13 protein-coding genes are annotated in these 17,234 nt (G+C 66.0%); 11 read left to right on the top strand and 2 right to left on the bottom strand.

Features of this window, described 5'->3' with window-relative positions; translation table 11 throughout:
• Positions 1–85: 85 nt before the first annotated feature.
• From V5D56_RS19800 to V5D56_RS19750, 11 genes are all read left to right on the top strand, one after another.
• The gene (locus V5D56_RS19800) at positions 86–1,603 is read left to right on the top strand and encodes a sugar transferase (protein ID WP_435736974.1); all 1,518 of its coding nucleotides are present in this window, start codon (positions 86–88) and stop codon (positions 1,601–1,603) included.
• 17 nt (positions 1,604–1,620) lie between these two features.
• Positions 1,621–2,304, top strand: a complete 684-nt coding sequence (locus V5D56_RS19795; protein WP_435736973.1) for a hypothetical protein — start codon at positions 1,621–1,623, stop codon at positions 2,302–2,304.
• 68 nt (positions 2,305–2,372) lie between these two features.
• Positions 2,373–3,848, top strand: coding sequence for an NCS2 family permease (locus V5D56_RS19790; RefSeq protein ID WP_435736972.1), 1,476 nt, complete (start codon positions 2,373–2,375; stop codon positions 3,846–3,848).
• A 34-nt stretch (positions 3,849–3,882) separates the two neighbouring features.
• The gene (gene manA / locus V5D56_RS19785; protein WP_435736971.1) at positions 3,883–5,136 is read left to right on the top strand and encodes a mannose-6-phosphate isomerase, class I; all 1,254 of its coding nucleotides are present in this window, start codon (positions 3,883–3,885) and stop codon (positions 5,134–5,136) included.
• 64 nt (positions 5,137–5,200) lie between these two features.
• Positions 5,201–5,791 carry a type IV toxin-antitoxin system AbiEi family antitoxin domain-containing protein gene (locus V5D56_RS19780; protein WP_435736970.1) on the top strand — a complete coding sequence of 197 codons (591 nt, stop codon included), beginning with the start codon at positions 5,201–5,203 and terminating at the stop codon, positions 5,789–5,791.
• Entirely contained in the window at positions 5,788–6,693 is a 906-nt protein-coding gene (locus tag V5D56_RS19775; RefSeq protein ID WP_435736969.1) for a nucleotidyl transferase AbiEii/AbiGii toxin family protein, read from the top strand. The genes V5D56_RS19780 and V5D56_RS19775 overlap by 4 nt, the downstream gene beginning before the upstream one ends.
• A 269-nt stretch (positions 6,694–6,962) precedes the next feature.
• Positions 6,963–8,720, top strand: a complete 1,758-nt coding sequence (locus V5D56_RS19770; protein ID WP_435736968.1) for a glycosyltransferase family protein — start codon at positions 6,963–6,965, stop codon at positions 8,718–8,720.
• Positions 8,721–8,728: 8 nt separating this feature from the next.
• Positions 8,729–9,997 (top strand): UDP-N-acetyl-D-mannosamine dehydrogenase, encoded by a 1,269-nt coding sequence (wecC, locus tag V5D56_RS19765; RefSeq protein ID WP_435736967.1) that lies wholly within the window; start codon positions 8,729–8,731, stop codon positions 9,995–9,997.
• Between the two features lie 549 nt (positions 9,998–10,546).
• Positions 10,547–12,613: a glycosyltransferase gene (locus tag V5D56_RS19760; RefSeq protein ID WP_435736966.1), complete on the top strand. Its 2,067-nt coding sequence runs from the start codon at positions 10,547–10,549 to the stop codon at positions 12,611–12,613.
• A gap of 677 nt (positions 12,614–13,290) precedes the next feature.
• The gene (locus V5D56_RS19755) at positions 13,291–14,367 is read left to right on the top strand and encodes a glycosyltransferase (RefSeq protein ID WP_435736965.1); all 1,077 of its coding nucleotides are present in this window, start codon (positions 13,291–13,293) and stop codon (positions 14,365–14,367) included.
• A gap of 180 nt (positions 14,368–14,547) precedes the next feature.
• Positions 14,548–15,309 (top strand): hypothetical protein, encoded by a 762-nt coding sequence (locus tag V5D56_RS19750; protein ID WP_435736964.1) that lies wholly within the window; start codon positions 14,548–14,550, stop codon positions 15,307–15,309.
• A 136-nt stretch (positions 15,310–15,445) separates the two neighbouring features.
• Here V5D56_RS19750 and V5D56_RS19745 read toward each other — a convergent pair whose 3' ends face one another.
• On the bottom strand, positions 15,446–15,988 hold the full coding sequence (locus tag V5D56_RS19745; RefSeq protein ID WP_435736963.1) for an acyltransferase: 543 nt from the start codon (positions 15,986–15,988) through the stop codon (positions 15,446–15,448).
• 68 nt (positions 15,989–16,056) lie between these two features.
• A complete protein-coding gene (locus V5D56_RS19740) occupies positions 16,057–17,223 on the bottom strand; it encodes a nucleotide sugar dehydrogenase (RefSeq protein ID WP_435736962.1) in 1,167 nt (388 codons plus the stop codon).
• Positions 17,224–17,234 lie beyond the last annotated feature (11 nt).

Here is a 17,234-nt window from a genome sequence, read left to right as displayed (position 1 = left end):
AGCCAGCGGGAATTCACTTTCCGGATCATCGACGAACCTAGGATGAGTCGCCATGCAGGGGTATCAGAGGACAGGAGGTGGACGGGTGTCCCACGACGTCGAGCACGACACGCGGCGCGGTCTGCGCTCCTTCCTCGCCACCTCCCCGGCAGCGCGGGTGCGCCGCGCGCGGGCGGCCTTCACCGACAGCCACTGGCAGCTGGCCTACCGCCGCCGACTCGTCCTCACGGACACGGCCGCCATCGCGGTCGGCGTGCTCGTCGCGTACTTCCTGCGCTGGGAGCAGTTCGTCGAGCAGCCGGTCCGCAGCAACCTGCAGATCCCGTACGTCGCCCTCAGCCTGCTCCTGGGAGTCGCCTGGTCGATCTCCCTCGTCGCGACCCGCACGCGCGACCCCCGCGTCCTCGGCAGCGGCCCCACGGAGTACCACCGCGTGTTCGACGCGTCGTGGCGACTCTTCGCGGTCCTCGCCGTCCTGGCGTTCCTGCTGCGGTTCCAGGAGGCGCGCGGCTACCTGGCCTTCGCGTTCCCCATCGGTCTCGGCGGTCTCCTCCTCGGACGCTACCTGTGGCGTCAGTGGCTCCACCGGCAGCGCGCCCACGGGTTCGCCCGCTCCGCGGTCCTGGCCATCGGTCACCGTGAGCAGGCGGAGCGGCTCATCCGTGACCTCAACGGGCGCAGCGAGTCCGGATACCGCGTCGTCGGCGTCTGCGTCCCGTCGGGCCGCATCGAGGAGGGCGAGACGGTCGACGGCATCCCCGTGCTGGGTTCCCTGCGCGACGCCGGAGAGGTCGCCGCGCGGGTCGAGGCGGACATCGTCGCGGTCTCCGGCTCGGACGCCATCACGGCCGAGGTCGTCCGACGGCTCGGCTGGGAGCTCGAGCCGTACGGCGTCGACCTCATGCTGACGGCAGAGCTCGTCGACGTCGCCGGGCCGCGCATCACGATCACCCCGGCCGAGAGCGTGGCGCTCCTGCACGTCGACGCCCCGCGCTTCACCGGCCCGCGCTTCGCGGTCAAGACGCTCACCGACTGGTTCGGCGCCGCGCTCATCACCCTCGTGCTGCTGCCCGTCCTGGTGGTCGTGGCTCTCGCGGTGATGCTCACGAGCCGCGGACCGGTCTTCTACCGCCAGGAGCGCGTAGGCCGCAACGGGCAGGTGTTCCCGATGTTCAAGTTCCGGTCGATGCGGTCGGGCGCGGAGCACGAGGTGGGCGCCCTCGTCGAGCAGAACGACGGCGCAGGCCCCCTGTTCAAGATGCGCGACGATCCGCGGGTCACGCGCGTGGGCAAGGTGCTGCGCCGGTACTCGCTCGACGAGCTCCCGCAGCTGCTCAACGTGCTGCGCGGCGACATGAGCCTCGTGGGCCCGCGGCCCCCGCTGCAGAGCGAGGTGCAGAAGTACGAGAAGAAGGTGCGCCGTCGTCTGCTGGTCAAGCCGGGGCTCACCGGGCTGTGGCAGGTGGGCGGCCGCTCGGACCTGTCGTGGGAGGAGAGCGTCCGTCTGGACGTGTACTACGTCGAGAACTGGACCCTCTTCGGCGACTTCCTCATCCTCGCCCGCACGGCGCGCGCCGTGTTCTCCGGGCACGGCGCCTACTGAGGTGGGGGTGGTCCGCCGTGAGGGTCTCCGTCATCGGGTGCGGTCGCCGCGGTGCGGTCCAGGCGGCGTGCCTCGCCGCGGCGGGCCACGACGTCGTCGCCCTCGAGGCTGACCCGTCGGTCCGTCGGCGGCTGCGTGCCGGGCTGCCCGCGACTGCCGAGCCGCGGCTGCGGCGCCTTCTCGCCCTCGCTCTCCTCAGCGGGAGGCTGCGGCTCACCGGTGACCGGACCGCCGTCGCCGGCGCCCGGGTGCACGTCCTGGCCGTGGGGTCTGGCGTGGTCCCTGGAGGTCTGGCCGTCGCGGACGATGACGCGCAGGCGGGCGCCCGCACGGCGATGCTGCGCGACGCCGTCGAGCAGCTCGCGCCGCACCTCGGGCCGGGGGACCTCGTCGTCGGCCGTGCGGGAGTCCTGCCCGGGACCGCCGCGTGGCTCTCGGCGTCGCTCGCCGCCGACGGCGTGCGGGCCGACGTCGTGTGGGTGCCTGACGAGCACCGGTCTGGCCACGCGGTCCTCGACACCCTGCGCCCGGCGCGGCTCCTGTACGGGGTGCCAGGTGGGGCGGCGGGGGAGCGGGCGGCGGCGATCCTCGACGCGCTCCACGCGCTCCAGCTCGCCGCGGGGACGCCCCGCGAGACGACCCTGGTCGAGCACGCGGAGCTCGTGGGAGCACCGGTCCCGGCCGTGCTCGGCGCCGCGTGAGGCGTGCCACGGCGGGGCACCCTATCCCGGTTACGCCCCCGTAACCCGCGTCTGGCAGCATTCTCCCCATGTCTTCCCCCACCTCCGTCCGAGAGGACGAGCAGGCGCCTCCGCCTGCCAACAGCGCGATCGACCGCTTCTTCAAGATCAGCGAGCGCGGCTCCACCATCGGCACGGAGGTCCGCGGCGGCCTCGTGACGTTCTTCGCGATGGCCTACATCATCGTGCTCAACCCGCTGATCATCGGGACCGTGCAGGACGGCACGGGCCAGTTCCTCGGCGGCGGCGACGCGCCCGACTTCGGCAAGGTCGCCGCGGCGACGGCGCTCGTCGCGGGTGTCATGACCATCGCGATGGGGGTCTTCGCCAACTTCCCGCTGGGACTGGCGGCGGGCCTCGGCCTCAACGCCGTCGTCGCGTACTCGATCGCGTCCCTGCCGGGCGTCACCTGGGCCGACGCCATGGGCCTCGTGGTGATCGAGGGCCTCATCATCCTGCTGCTCGTGCTCACCGGGTTCCGGGAGGCGGTCTTCCGTGCGGTACCGGTGGAGCTCAAGACGGCGATCAGCGTCGGCATCGGCCTGTTCATCGCGCTCATCGGCCTCGTCAACGCGGGCTTCGTCACCGCGGGCAGCGGCACGCTCCTCGCGCTCGGCGACCTCGGCACGTGGCCGATCCTCGTCTTCGTCGTGGGCCTCGTGCTGACCATCGTGCTCTGGGTGCGCAAGGTCAAGGGCGCGCTGCTCATCGCGATCCTCACCGCGACCGCGCTCGCCGTGGTCCTCGAGAACACCCTGAACATCGGGGCGAAGGCGCCCGACGGCTCGAACCCCGACGGCTTCAACCTCAACGCCCCGACGTTCGACGGCGTCGTCGACGTCCCGGACTTCGGCCTCCTCGGGCAGTTCTCGCTGCTGGGCTCGTTCGAGAACATCGCGACGGTCACCGTCATCCTGCTGGTCTTCTCGCTGCTCCTCGCCGACTTCTTCGACACGATGGGGACGATGGTCGCGGTCGGTGCGGAGGCCAAGCTGCTCGACGCCGACGGCACCCCGCCGCGCTCGCGAGCGATCCTCGTCGTCGACTCGATCGCCGCGGCCGCCGGTGGCGCCGGGTCCGTGTCGTCGAACACGAGCTTCGTCGAGTCGACCACCGGCGCCGGCGAGGGCGCGCGGACCGGTCTGGCGTCGGTCGTCACGGGTGTCGCGTTCCTGCTCGCGACGTTCCTGTCGCCGCTTGTCGCGCTCGTCCCCTACGAGGCCGCGGCGCCCGCGCTCGTCTTCGTCGGGTTCCTCATGATGACCCAGATCGCGGGGATCTCCTGGAAGAACGTCGAGATCGCGATCCCGGCGTTCCTCACGATCATCGTCATGCCGTTCACGTACTCGATCGCGGACGGCATCGGTGCGGGCTTCCTCGCGTTCGTGCTCATCAAGCTCGCGCTCGGCAAGGTCCGCGCGATCCACCCGCTCATGTGGGTCTCGTCGGCGATGTTCGTCGTGTACTTCCTGCTCGGCCCGATCCGCGAGGCGCTCGGCCTGTAGGGCAGGCGTGGCACGGGGCGACGACGGTGGGTCGATGAGCGCGGCGCGGGGGACGGCCGCGTTCTACCGGCTCGACAACACCGTCCAGCGGTACGACTGGGGGTCGACGTCGGCCCTCCAGGACCTCCTGGGCCTGGAGGCCGACGGCCGACCCGCGGCCGAGCTGTGGATGGGGGCGCACCCGCTCGCGCCCTCGTCGCTCGCCCCCGTGCGCGGCGACGCGGACCAGGGAGCCGGGACCGCGTCGTCGGGCACGCTGCTGGACCTCGTGCGGGCGGAGCCCGCCGCCGTGCTGGGCACGCGCGTGCTCGACACGTACGGGCCGCGGCTGCCGTTCCTGCTCAAGGTGCTCGCGGCCGAGCGCGCCCTGTCGTTGCAGGTGCACCCGCACCCCCACCGGGCCCGCGCGGGGTTCAACCGGGAGAACCGCGAGGGCGTGCCGCGCGACTCGCCGATCTGCAGCTTCCACGACGACCAGCACAAGCCGGAGATGGTCGTCGCGATGACCCGGTTCGAAGGGCTGTCGGGGTTCCGGCGGCCGCAGCGTGCGCTCGAGCTGCTCGACGGCCTTGACGGCGAGCTCGTCGCCCGCATGCGCGCGGCCCTCGCGGCGCGTCCCACGGAGGCCGGGGTCCGGGACGCGTTCACGCTCGCGCTGCACGCGCGCTCGGGGCCCGACGTCGCGGCCGACCTCGAGCGGACCGTCGCCTCGGTCCGCTCCCGGCAGGCCCTGCGGTCGCGGCGCGCCGACGCGACCGTGCTCAGCCTCGCGGAGCAGCACCCGGGCGACCCGGGCGCGGTCGTCTCGCTCCTGCTCAACCGGGTGACGCTCGAGCCAGGGGAGTCGATGTTCGTGCCGTCGGGGCACGTGCACGCGTACCTGTCGGGGTGCGCGGTGGAGGTCATGGCGAGCTCCGACAACGTGCTGCGCGCGGGGCTCACCACGAAGCGCGTGGACGTCGACGCGCTGCTCGAGTGCGCCACGTGCGCCCCTGGGCCGGCAGCCCGCCCGCGGGTGTCGGTCGACGCCGGGTCCGGGCTCTCGACGTACCGGCCGCCGGTCGCGGAGTTCGCGCTCACTGCTGGGCGCGTGCGCGCGGGCGGTGCGGTCGCGCTGCCCGACGCCGGCCCGCGCGTCGTCCTGTGCCTCGCCGGGGAGGTGGTGCTGGCAGCCGGGGCGGACGGCGAGCTGCGGCTCGCGCGCGGGGAGTCCGTGCTCGTGCCGCACGCGGCGGGGCCGCTGACGGTGCGCGGCGACGGCCACGTGGTCGTGGCGTACGTCCCCTGATGCGCACTGGGTCGGGTGGATAGAAACCATCCACGATAGAGGTCAGCCTGTATGGTTTCTATCCATGGGGACCGCTCTGGGGTCGCTGCCCGCGACCTTTACGACGAAGACCGCACGCGAGCTCGGCGTCCACCCTCGCGACCTGTACCGGTGGCGTGACGACGGCGACATCATCGAGCTCTCGCGCGCCGTGTACCGGAGAGCGGACGCGCCCCAGGCGACCTACCCCGACCTGCTGGCGGTCGCTCACCGAGCACCGCGCGCGATCGTGTGCTGCGTGACTGCTGCCGCGGTCCATGACCTGACGGACGAGCTGGAACCGACGGTGCAGATCGCCGTCTCTGCGGCGCACAACGCGGTCCGCATCGCGTTCCCTCCGACGACCGTGCTCCGCTTCGACCCGGACACGTTCGAGCTCGGGATCGACGAGGTCGAGGCGGCACCAGGAGAGAACGTCCGGATCTACGACCGGGGCCGTACCGTCGTCGACCTGATGCGCCTGCGCGGTCGGTTCGGCGAGCCGGTGGCCCACGCGGCCCTCAACCGCTACCTCCACGCCCCCGGCGCTCGGCCGGCGCTCCTGCTCGAGTACGCCAAGGCTCTGGACGTGTTCGGGCCCGTGCGAGCCGCCCTCGACGTGGTGAGCGCGCGATGAGCCGCCCGCGCCGCGACTCGGCATCCGGTCGGGCCTACCTCGACCTGCAGAACAGTGCGCGCCGCGAAGGTCGGCGTACACAGGACCTGCTGACCATGTACGTCGTCGAGCGGTGGCTGGCCCGGCTCGCACGCTCGCCGTACGCCGAGGACTTCGTACTCAAGGGCGGCATGCTGCTCGCGGCCTTCGGCACGCGCCGACCCACGGTCGACGCGGACGCACTGGCCCGCAACATGGCTGCCGACGAGAAGGTGGTCGCCGCCCGCGTGGCTGAGATCGCAGCGATCGACGAACCCGACGACGGCGTGGAGTTCCTGCCGAACACCGTCAGGACTGTGATCATCCGTGACGACGCGCTCTACTCGGGCGTTCGCGTCACGATGGAAGCCGGGCTCGGGACGGCACGGCTCAAGCTGAGGCTCGACATCAACTTCGGTGACCCGGTCACGCCTGATCCCCAGGTGGTGGAGCTTCCCGCCCTGCGTCCGGGAGCAGAACCGGTGCGCATGCTCGGGTACCCGGTCGAGACGGTGCTCGCGGAGAAGATCTCGACGGCGCTCGATCTCGGACCGGCCAGCACCAGGGTGCGCGACTGGGTCGACATCTACTCGCTCGTCCATACCCACGACCTGACGGCCCGTGCCGTCCGAACGGCGCTCGACGCGACGGCAGGGTTCCGAGGCGTCGCACTGCGCCCGCTCTCGGAGTCGGTCGGCGACCTCGTGGCGCTGCGGTCGGCGACCTTCGCCGCGTTCCGCCGCAACCTCGGCCCTGACGGCGATCACCTTCCGGCGGAGTTCGCGCCTGTCGTCGATGCCGTGGTCGCGTTCGCGGATCCTGTCCTCGGGCACGGTGTTGACGACGGACGCTGGATCGCTGCAGAACGGCGCTGGGTGAACTGACGTGTTCACGTCGGCCGAGGCGCCTGGACGCGTTCCGGTCGACTACCGGCACGGCGGTACCATGTGCGCGGTCGGTGCGCACGGGCAACGACCGTGGATCGAGCGAGACGGTGACAGTGACGGCACGCGGGGGCTCCCGCCTCGACGAGGCGCGCAAGGCCCTCTGGCACCTTCGCCGCGGCGGTTTGTCCCAGTTGCAGACGTATCTCCGTCGACGCAGCATCGCGAGGCCGGCGGGCGCGCAGGGTGCGATCCGCACGCAGAGTGGTGTGACGTTCGAGCCGTGGACACCCGTCGAGCGTCCGGTGGTGCGGCCGTCGCTGCGCGTCGGCGTGGTCCTCGACGACTTCTCCCGCCTCGCGTTCGGGTTCGAGTGGGACCAGGTGGCCCTGACGCCGCAGTCGTGGCGGACGGAGCTCGACGCGTCGCGCGATGGTGACAGCCCGGGTCTCGACCTGCTCTTCGTCGAGTCGGCGTGGAACGGCAACGCGGGCGCGTGGCAGTACCACCTGACGGGCCCGACGGCGCCCCGACCGGCCCTCGTGGAGCTCCTCGCCGCATGCCGTGAGCGCGGCGTGCCGACGGTCTTCTGGAACAAGGAAGACCCGGTGCACTTCGAGGACTTCCTCGACGCCGCGGCTCTGTTCGACCACGTGTACACGACCGACGTCGGACGCGTGGATGCGTACCGCGAGCGGCTCGGCCACGACCGCGTGGGCGTGCTCGCCTTCGGTGCGCAGCCGGCGATCCACAACCCGGTGCGCGCGCACGGGGACGGGCCGAGCGGTGACGTCGCGTTCGGCGGCATGTACTTCGCGCACAAGTACCCGGAGCGCCGCGCGCAGATGGACCTGCTGCTCGGTGCCGCGGCCGACGTCTCGCCGCGCATGGAGCACGGGCTCGATATCTTCTCGCGCTTCCAGGGCGGGGACGAGCGCTACCAGTTCCCCGCGCCGCTCGGAGCGCACGTGGTGGGGTCGCTCGAGTACGACCGGATGCTCACGGCGTATCGCGAGTACAAGGTCTTCCTCAACGTGAACTCGGTGGTCGATTCACCGAGCATGTGCGCGCGCCGGGTCTTCGAGATCACGGCGTGCGGAACGCCGATGGTGACGACTCCGAGTGCGGCGATCGGTGAGTTCTTCCCGCCGGACGAGGTATTCGTGGTGGGGGAGCGTGCCGAGGCGGAGCACACGATCCGCGCGCTCGTGCGCTCGCGGGAGCTGCGCGACCGTGCCACCCATCGTGGGCAGCGGCGTATCTGGCGCGAGCACACCTACGGCGCCCGGGTGCAGCGTGTGCTGCACGACGTCGGGTTGGCAGCGTCCCCGACGGTGCGTCGCCCGGGTGTGAGCGCTCTCGTGTCGACGAACCGGCCCGGTCAGCTCGACCACGTCCTGCGGAAGGTCGGCGCACAGCGCGACGTCGACGTGCAGCTCGCGCTGCTCGTGCACGGGTTCGACGTGGACGAGGGGGACGTGCGCGTGCGAGCGAAGGAGGCCGGGGTCGAGGACCTCGTGCTCCTCCGTGCGGGAACCGACGTGTCGCTGGGGGAGTGTCTCAACCGGCTCGTCGTGGCGTCCGACGGGGACGTCGTCGCGAAGATGGACGACGACGACCTCTACGGCGTGCACTACCTCTCTGACCAGCTCGACGCGATGGCGTACTCCGGCGCCGACGTGGTCGGCAAGCAGGCGCACTACATGTATGTGGCGGCGCTCGACGCGACCGTGCTGCGGTTCGCCGAGCGCGAGCACCGGTACACGGACTTCGTGATGGGCCCGACGATCGTGGCCGACCGCTCGCTCGCCGAGCGGGTGAAATTCGCCCATTTGGCACGTGGCGAGGACACCGGCTTCCTACGATCGGCGGTGGACGCCGGGGCACGCGTGTTCTCGGCTGACCGCTTCAACTTCGTCCAGGTGCGCACCGGCGGCGCGCACACGTGGAACGTCACCGACGCCGAGCTGCTCGCGAGCGGTGAGGTGCAGTTCTACGGGCGTGCAGACGCGCACGTCCTCGTCTGAGGGGAATCATGACCAGCACCACTGTGTGCGTCGTCGGGCTCGGCTATATCGGGCTCCCGACGGCGGCGATTCTCGCGTCGAACGGCGTGAACGTCATCGGCGTGGACATCAACGAGCGCACGGTAGAAGCCGTGAACCGCGGCGACGTGCCCTTCGTGGAGCCCGACCTAGCGACGTACGTCGCCGGAGCGGTGACCCAGGGGACGCTGCGGGCGACGACGAAGCCCGAGCCGGCCGACGCGTTCATCGTCGCCGTCCCGACGCCGTTCACGGACGGGCACAAGCCCGATCTTTCGTACATCCAGGCCGCGGCCGGGGCCATCGCGCCGCACCTGTCAGCAGACGCACTGGTGATCCTCGAGTCGACCTCGCCGCCGCAGGCCACGCAGCAGATGGCAGACTGGATCCTCGCCGCCCGCCCGGACCTGTCCCTCGACGGCTCTGAGGGCCGCGCGGTCATCCACGTGGCGCACTGCCCCGAGCGCGTGCTTCCTGGCCGCGTGATGATCGAGCTGGTGACGAACGACCGGATCGTCGGTGGGCTCACCGCGGCGGCCGCGGAGCACGCCAAGGAGCTCTACCAGGTCTTCTGCCAGGGCGAGATCCTGCTCACCGACGCGGTGACGGCCGAGATGGCGAAGCTCGTCGAGAACTCCTACCGCGACGTCAACATCGCGTTCGCGAACGAGCTGTCCCTCATCTCGGCAGATCTCGGCATCGACGTGTGGGAGCTCATCCGGCTCGCGAACCACCACCCGCGAGTCAACATCCTGCAGCCGGGGCCGGGCGTCGGCGGCCACTGCATCGCGGTTGACCCGTGGTTCATCGTGGATGCGGCGCCGGAACGGGCGCGGATCATCCGCGCCGCGAGGGAAGTAAACGATGCAAAGCCACGTCACGTCATTGACGAGGTGCTCTCCTTTGTGCGCGCGAAGCGACCGCAGCGGATCGCAATAATGGGCCTGACGTTCAAGCCAAATATTGATGACCTGCGACAATCCCCATCGGTCGAGATCGCGACGACGCTCCTTGCGGATCTAGACGAATCTGTGACGCAATTAGTCGTCGTCGAACCACATATCGAACACTTGCCTTCGGGTCTGGAAACTGCGAAACTGACCCGCCGCCCAGAGGAGCTCAACCTCGAAGAGTTCGACCTCCTCGTCGTTCTGGTTGCACATAGTGCATTCACCGAAATTCTCCGCGGCGAGCACGCCGTGCCCATCCTAGATTTTGCCGGAACATCGAAGCGGCGGACCGAAATTGTGGAGGCTTAAGTTGCAAAAGTTCCGCCAAGCGCGCGCCAACCTTCGAAAAGTAGTTGCACGAGTTCGCCGCCCACGTATGGCCAGTGCCCCGGACGCAGCCGTTGCTCGCAAACCCGGCAATTCGAGTGCCGCCGTCGGGAATCGTCACGGAGGCATTGAGATCACGTTCGCACTTGGACTGCCAAGCCCCAAAGCGACGATCGAACTCCGTACGACACAGCTATTAAAAGAAAAGAGCCTTATCGCCGTTGTGCGTCGAATCAATGGTAAAGCCACGACCCGAATGGCCTTGGGGTCCGGGTGGACATACTCGAGCGTCATGGGCGGGATGTACTCATACAACCCCGCGGTAGGAGCGCAAGGCCAGTGGCAGCTACCACCTTTGGAGTCCAACAGTCAACTGCTGACCGAGGTGGAGATCGCGGTCTACGCATGGGGTGCGTACGGCTCAGACCCGCAACAATCCATCACTAGGACGATTGCGCAATCCGTGCCCGCAGACCAATCGGTAGGAATTAAGCAGGTTCAGGCAATTGGACAGCCCGGGAAGGTAGGGGCATGACAGACCAGGCGGCTCACACTTCGATCGTCATCGGCTTTCGCGACTGGGGCTTGGGTCGACTGGAACTCTGTCTCAAGGCGCTCAAGGGAGCATTCGCGGGGACAGGCTATGAGGCCATTGTCTCGGACTTTGGCTCATCCGACGCTGCTAGTGTTCAGAAAGTTGCAGAGAATGCCGGAGCAAAGTATGTCTATACCCACTCGGATGTCTGGGCGAGATCGCGAGCACTAAACCGAGGATTCGAGGTTGCCCGGGGTGACGTAATCATGGCAACCGATGCAGACATGCTCTTCAGCCCCGGAAGCCTTGCGCAAGTGGCCACCTCCGTCCGCCGGTCCCCCAACTCTGCGGTGGCGATTCAGTGCAGAGATCTCCCGCAGCAGTACAGCAGCGAAACTGTGGCCGAGGCAGGATTTACTTGGGAAGACTTCGAAACTCAATCTAGGCTGCGACCTCGATGGGGCATGGGAGGCCTCTTCGCCACGACGCGTCGGGCTTTCGCTTCGGTCGGAGGCTATGACGAACGCATGCACACCTACGGTGGCGAAGATCTTGACTTTGCCCAGCGCTGTCAGCGCTCTGGGCTTCGCATTGTGTGGCGGGATGACCCGTCCGTACGCATGTACCACATGTGGCACCCCCCGAGCCGTGCAGCGATCGAGACCTCTACCGTGGTCAAGGAGGCCGTCGACGCCAACACACAAATCGTCAAGAACGATCCGACGGTTCTGCGCAATACGCGCGCGCGAAATGCAATGGTCGCAGCACCACTAGTCAGTGTCGTGATTGCGACTCGCGATCGCGGGGAATATCTGCGCGAGTCAATCAACTCGGTACTGGCCCAATCAGTCCAAGACTTCGAAGTAGTCGTTGTGAACGACGGTTCGAGTGACGATACGTTGGAAGTCCTCGACAAGATCGGTGACCGCCGAGTGCGTGTCTTTTCGCAAGAGCCCAAGGGGATCTCGGCTGCGCGAAATCTTGGGACGGATCGGGCGCGTGGTAGGTACATCGCCGTCCATGATGACGACGACATTATGATGCCAACACGTCTCGAGCGGTCGCTCAATGCAATTAGGCCTGGCGTGCAGGCGACCTTTGGATCATGGGTGAACTTTGACGACGTGTCCGGTGAACTCGCGCTGAATGTGTCGAAGAAGGAGTTCGAGCCGTCGACGGTCTTCAACACGGGCGCGGCCCCCGGCCACTCGACGTGGCTCCTGGAGAGGGAACTGATCCACCGCGTGCGATATGACGAGCAACTCACCTCCGCTGTTGACCATAACCTCGCCGTCCGCCTAATGAACGCAGGCGTCAAATGGGCTCATGTCGGACGGGTGCTCTTTCTCCGACGGATGCACAGCCGACAGGTTACAGTGAGCGACGGGGATGGGCAGAAACTCGCGGCAATCCTGACCAACAATTGGTACAAGGCGCAAGGGGACTCCGCACATCGTCAGAACCAGGCTTCAAGCGGCAAGAGCGCCCCTTGGCCGCGTGTTCCCGAGAAGGATGACCTCGAGGGCAGCGTCGTGCCCTATCTGCCGGACCATCTTGCGTACCGGCATGTGCTTGTTCGCGGGACGTTGACTGAAGACTCTGCCCTTCGCCTCAGTTCATCACGCCGTACCGAGTTTCAGTACGAGATTAGGACCGAGGTGGGTCCCGTGATTTCGGGTACATTGTTTCGGGACGTCCCTTGGGAAGATTTGCCCCAGCTTGCTGCGTCTGGCGTCTCATATGAGGTGTTCGGGGGTCGTCGGATTGGTCCAAATCGGGTATCGATCAGTGACGCAGAGGTTCGCCAGCGCGAGCGTTCCGCAATTCTACGGGAGTGTCTCGCCGCAATCCCGAGCTCAGTGGGTTCGCAACACGTAACGATCGCAATGCACCGACGGAAGTTTCGGGGGACACAGCGGTTCATGCTGGGTTCTGTATCTCGCGCGGGGGAGAAGCCACTTGTCATCACGGGATCTCTTCATGACGACAGAAGGGACGCGGAACTAGCTGCGCAGGAGATCGCGGACTCGGGCTCGGCACTGACGTGGGTAGTGGAGCGATGACCGCGCGGGATGGAACAGGATTCTGAATGAAGATCTCATGGCAAGAGACGTCGACGCACGGAGCGGTCCTTGAAGCTGGCTCACCGGGCCGCTGGGACGGATCCCCTAGGAGGAAACGACTTTCGCTCGACGTGATTCCAACCAGCGTCGACCACAATCGCGTTGCGGTGGCGTCAACCCTCCTCTTTGGTGAGTACATGGGCGGTACCGTCGAGTTTGCGCACCGTGTGAACATTGTAACTGCGAGTGCCGTACAGCGCTTTTGTGAACCTGCAAGGGTCTTCCCGCACAATATTGACGAGGGGCCAAAGCCCATTCCGTCGGGTGACGGTGCGCTGGAAGTCGATGTCTTCACGGGCGAGGCAGAGCTTTTCTGCCCTCCCTCTCGAAAGTCGCCGGATTTACATCGCCGACTCAACTGCGTTCCGCGGGGCCCTTTTGCATCATCGAGGAGCTCTTGTGGGTACCAATTCTCCCGCTTTCGACGCCAGCCACGAGTGCCGGGCGCCCGTCGGCGCCTTGGCGGTCGGCGTGCTGTTCGCCCAGCATTTCCACGCCGCGAGCATTGCGATTGACCTTGGCGAGAGTGTCACGCTGGATTGGGTGCAGCGTTGCCGTGATCTGCTCTCGAGTGTAGGACTTGGCCTCGAGACGCCTATCGCTGGAAGGTCCTAACAATGGCACGTGTTCTGGTTTCAGTTTTCACGGTGGCCAACTGGGGTGGACTACATGAGAACACGTTGGCAACCGTCAGAGCACTCAGGAATGCCGGCCATGAGGTCGACGTTGTCTGTAAGAAAGGCCCGTTCGCAGATGCGTGTTCCGGGCTTGGGGCTCAGATCATCGAAACTGACTGGGCTGATCCCGTACATTTCGCTCGCGCCGTAGCCGACAGTGGCGTACGCCCGGATATTGTTTATGCCTCGCCGCAAGCTTCCAGAATCTTCGGGCTTGAGATCTCTCGTCTGATAAACTGCCCGCTGTACGTAATGTTCCATGGGTACTATGCGGATGGCGCAGCCTATTGGCGAGGTGACGTTAGGAAATTTGCAGGTGTGAGTCCCTCTATTGTAGAGCTGCTCACCGGCTACTGCGCAATCGATCCATGGCGTGTTGAGATGATCCCGAACGGTATTCTGGATGAGTATCTTGATGCGCCCCGCAGGCCGCTCTCTGACAAGCTATCCACCGGCACTGGTCGCGTTGTATCGGCGGGAAGACTAGAATCTGACAAGGTTGCGCAGCGCGAAGTCTTCTCCGAGTTGGTGCCAGCACTGGCCGAGAGACGTGGCGTGTCCTGGGAGATCATTTTTCTCGGGGATGGGGATGAGCGTGGTGGAATGGAAGAATTTCTCGGAGCCCTCACCGGACAGTTCAGCAATGTCTCCTTTCGGTTTAGTGGCTGGGTCTCTCCCACCGAAGTCGAGCGAATAACGCGGCGTGCGACATTCTCTGTCGGAGCGGGTCGCTTCGCGGCGCTAAGTATGGCAACGGGCACACCGTGCTTTGGAGTTGGGAAGCACGGCTCAGCCGGGTTGCAGTACGGATCGAATCTTGGCATCGGGGCCTGGTCGAATTTTGGGGACTATCCGTTGCGGAAGGCCGTCCAGGAAGTGACTCCGATTGCGAGTGATGTCGGCGCCCTCTTAGAGAGCGACTATGCGGCGATCGCGGACGATGGCTGGCATTTTGTTTCGCGTACGAGACGTCAATCAAAGGTTGATGGCGAGACTCTCGAGTTCCTAGACCTGTAGTAGAGGGCACATTCCTTGGTGCTCGACCGGCCATGCTTGGCGCCTCGGCACCTTGATGCGGGAGAGAAGTAGATGCGGAGAATTGTTGACGAGCTCGACGCGCTGAAGTTGGTCGAGACACCCGTTTTGTCCTTCCGTGACGTGCGTCCCGCGGGGAAGACAGTGAGATACCGTCACATGGTGGGCGGCGGTTTGCCTCTCGATGCGCTCGTTGTCGATCAAGGTTCGGACACGTTGGTCGTGTCCTTCCACGGTGCGCTTGACCGAAAGAAGTTCTCCTTGCCACGCTTCGAGCGGTGTCGGACCATTGTTGAGGCTGGTTACAGCTACCTTGGATTGACGGACCCGTGGCTTCACGTGAACAATTCGCTCCAATTGTCCTGGTTTACAGGCGACGTGAGGACTGATCTCTGGCCGCTGCTCGCTGATTGGGCGGCGACCGTTGCGGACCGGCTCGGTGTAAATAATTTGATCCTGAGTGGTTCCTCTGGTGGCGGTTTTGCGGCACTTCAGACTTCCGCGCTCGTCCGGGGTTCCGTGGCGCTGGTCTTCAATCCACAAACCGAGATTTATCGTTATGTCCTACCGAACGGAAGCGTATGGGCTCAGCGGCAGTACCTTGATGCGGTACTTCCGGAGCTATGGCCACCTCGCCTCGAGGACCTTGGAACGGACATGGACTGGACGCTGCCACTGGGTGACCGCCTATCGGCGCTCAGGCGTCACGTGCGTCTCGGTGGCACGCGGGTCCTATATGCGACGAACGTAAAAGATCATCACCACCAGCAGCATTTCGAGCCGTTTGCCCGGGCTCTGATGAGCAGTGGTCGCGCGGGATCACTTCGGGTCCTTGAATACGATGACGGTTCGATTCACCGGCCGCCCGACACCGACCGTTTCATCGGTGCGCTGGGTATTGCAGTCGACTGGGCGCGGCGGTAGGTCCCCAGGCTGTCAGATTTCTTTGGGGTCTGGCTACCTCGTTGGTGGAGACCGCTCTCGCTAGATCGCGGGGCGACGAGTGCACTGTCCGATGTCGTCGGGTTGAAAGTGGTGGATATGTTGGAGAAATCCGCGATTATTGTTCGAGTTTCCGGATAGGCGTCGCAGGGACGCCGCCAACAAGGGTGTGCGCGTCGACGTCATGAACCACGACGGCGCCTGCGGCAACAATCGCCCCCTCGCCGATGCGCACACCCCCCAGGACGGTTGTTCCTGCGCCGATCCATGCGCCGTTTCCTACGCTGATCGGGTCGACGCGGTTGGTGCCGGCACGGCGTGCGCTGGATGCGATGTCGTGCGAATCTGTAATGAGTCTAACGAATGGGCCGAGGTTGACGTTCTGGCCTAATGTGACTTGGTTTCGGATATACGCGGATCGGTTGATGTATGTTCCCTCTCCTATAGAGATGCGACCGATCAGTTCTCCGTGCCTAAGGATCTTGACGTTCCTGCCGACGAGGACCGGGTTCGATGGTGACCCCAACAGGGTTACGGTCGGGTCGATTTCACATCCGGCTTGGACGATCGCGTGCTCTCGACGACCCCCCAGTGATCGCCGAAGTTCGGTCAGCGCTGTCCGGAGTTCATATAGTTCCTGGCGCAAGCGGGCGTCGTCCACCACTACGTCCTCCACTGTCCTGCGGTTCCGGGGCGCATTCCTGTGCTTTGGGGCCTCGTGTTCGACTTTCAATCGCGGCCGAAGATGTCGCGGGTGTAAACCTTCTCTACCACGTCGCTCAACACTTCGGCACGACGATTTGTGACGATGACGTCTGCGCGCCGCTTGAAGTCGTCGAGATCGTAGACGACCTCGGAATGGAAGAATTCTTTCTCTTCAAGAGTCGGTTCGTAGACGATGACCTCGACGCCCTTCGCCTTGATCCGCTTCATGACGCCCTGGATTGACGAGGCGCGGAAGTTGTCTGATCCCGACTTCATGATCAGGCGGTACATGCCGACGACCTTCGGGTCCCGGCGGAGGATGTCCGCGGCGATAAAATCCTTGCGCGTGGTGTTGGCATCGACGACCGCGGCGATGAGGTTCTGGGGCACGTCCTGGTAGTTGGCGAGAAGCTGTCGGCTGTCCTTGGGGAGGCAGTAGCCCCCGTAGCCGAATGAAGGATTGTTGTAGTGGGTGCCGATGCGAGGATCCAGACCGACACCGTCGATGATCTGATCAGAACTGAGCCGGTGCGTTGCCGCATACGTGTCGAGCTCGTTGAAGTAGGCCACGCGCAGGGCGAGGTACGTGTTGGCGAAAAGCTTGATCGCCTCGGCCTCCGTCGGGTCCGTCAGGCGGACGGGAGCGTTCTGGTCAACGGCGCCCTCGACCATGAGGTCGGCGAAGAGCTTGCCGTGCTCGCCACGGTCGCCGACGACGATGCGGGAGGGGTAGAGGTTGTCGTGGAGCGCGCGTCCCTCGCGGAGGAACTCGGGCGAAAACACTATTGCCGCACCTGTGTGCTGCGCGCGCATCCGCTCCGTGAACCCGACCGGCACGGTCGACTTGATCACGACCATGACGTTGGGGTTGGTTGAGAGTGCTTGTTCGATGACGGACTCCACCGTCGACGTGTCGAAGTAGTTGGTGTCCGGGTCGTAGTCGGTGGGCGTCGCTACGACGACGAGCTCCGCATCCCGGTACGCCGCGGTCGCGTCGGTCGTCGCCGTGAGTGACAGCGGCTTTTCGCGCAGATACTCCTCGAGCTCCGTGTCGATGATCGGCGACTCGCGGCGGTTGACCGCATCGACTCTGCCCTTATCGACGTCCACCGCGACCACATCGTGGTGCTGCGCAAGGACGACTGCGTTGGACATTCCGACGTAGCCCAGTCCGGCTATCACGATCTTCATGCGGCGAGTCT

The sequence above is a fragment of the Cellulosimicrobium sp. PMB13 genome, assembly GCF_051294865.1.
GTDB lineage: Bacteria > Actinomycetota > Actinomycetes > Actinomycetales > Cellulomonadaceae > Cellulosimicrobium.
This window is presented reverse-complemented; position numbering and strand designations above follow the sequence as displayed.

What these genes read in the sequence shown, in the direction of transcription:
- V5D56_RS19775 (WP_435736969.1), top strand. Translation starts at nt 5,788, where the DNA reads ATGAGCCGCCCGCGCCGCGACTCGGCATCCGGTCGGGCCTACCTCGAC.
- V5D56_RS19760 (WP_435736966.1), top strand. Translation starts at nt 10,547, where the DNA reads ATGACAGACCAGGCGGCTCACACTTCGATCGTCATCGGCTTTCGCGAC.
- manA (WP_435736971.1), top strand. Translation starts at nt 3,883, where the DNA reads ATGAGCGCGGCGCGGGGGACGGCCGCGTTCTACCGGCTCGACAACACC.
- V5D56_RS19740 (WP_435736962.1), bottom strand. Translation starts at nt 17,223, where the DNA reads ATGAAGATCGTGATAGCCGGACTGGGCTACGTCGGAATGTCCAACGCA.
- wecC (WP_435736967.1), top strand. Translation starts at nt 8,729, where the DNA reads ATGACCAGCACCACTGTGTGCGTCGTCGGGCTCGGCTATATCGGGCTC.
- V5D56_RS19790 (WP_435736972.1), top strand. Translation starts at nt 2,373, where the DNA reads ATGTCTTCCCCCACCTCCGTCCGAGAGGACGAGCAGGCGCCTCCGCCT.
- V5D56_RS19780 (WP_435736970.1), top strand. Translation starts at nt 5,201, where the DNA reads ATGGGGACCGCTCTGGGGTCGCTGCCCGCGACCTTTACGACGAAGACC.
- V5D56_RS19755 (WP_435736965.1), top strand. Translation starts at nt 13,291, where the DNA reads ATGGCACGTGTTCTGGTTTCAGTTTTCACGGTGGCCAACTGGGGTGGA.